This is a genomic window from Actinomadura livida (genome assembly GCF_014648675.1).
Classification (GTDB): Bacteria; Actinomycetota; Actinomycetes; order Streptosporangiales; family Streptosporangiaceae; genus Spirillospora; species Spirillospora livida.
Window position 1 is genome coordinate 1 of sequence record NZ_BMRO01000058.1, and the last position, 531, is coordinate 531.

A 531-nucleotide genomic window follows, 5' to 3' on the forward strand; every position below is an offset into this window, starting at 1 on the left:
GCTGTGACCAAGGGTCAGACCGACAACGACGGACACGCCACCCGGGCCGGGCTCGCCGCCCTGACCCGGCACGTCGCCACCCACACCCTGACCCTCGCCGTCGTCCTGGCCCTCATCGCCTGGCGCTTCCCGCTCGACTGGAGCCCGGCCGCCATGTCCGCCGGACTGGCCGTCAATGCCGCCTCCCACGCATGGGCCGACCACCGGCCTAACCTGCGCCGCCTGGCCGTCGCCCTGGGCAAGCGCAGCTACTACGACATGCCAGGCGGAGCCGGATCGTACGCACTCGACCAGGCATGGCATCTGGGCTGGCGGGTCATCTCCGCTCTGATCATCTCGGCATAGGAAAGGGGAACTGATCATGCAGCCCAAAGCGGTGCTCGAACGGCTCCGGGCCGCGATCGTGGCCGACCCTGACGGGATCTACCGGGCCGCCTCCGTCCTGTGCGTGGCAAGCGCAGTAGTCGCGATGGTCCTCCTGCACATCTACGGCCGGACCTGGCTGGCCGTCCCCTCCACCCTCGGAGCTCT

Annotated in this window: 1 protein-coding gene; it reads left to right on the plus strand. The window is 69.7% G+C overall.

The genetic code is table 11. From position 1 onward, the window contains the following. A partial coding sequence (locus tag IEZ03_RS37300) for a transcriptional regulator (protein WP_189241302.1) occupies positions 1-345 on the plus strand: 345 nt, incomplete at its 5' end. Positions 346-531: the final 186 nt, after the last annotated feature.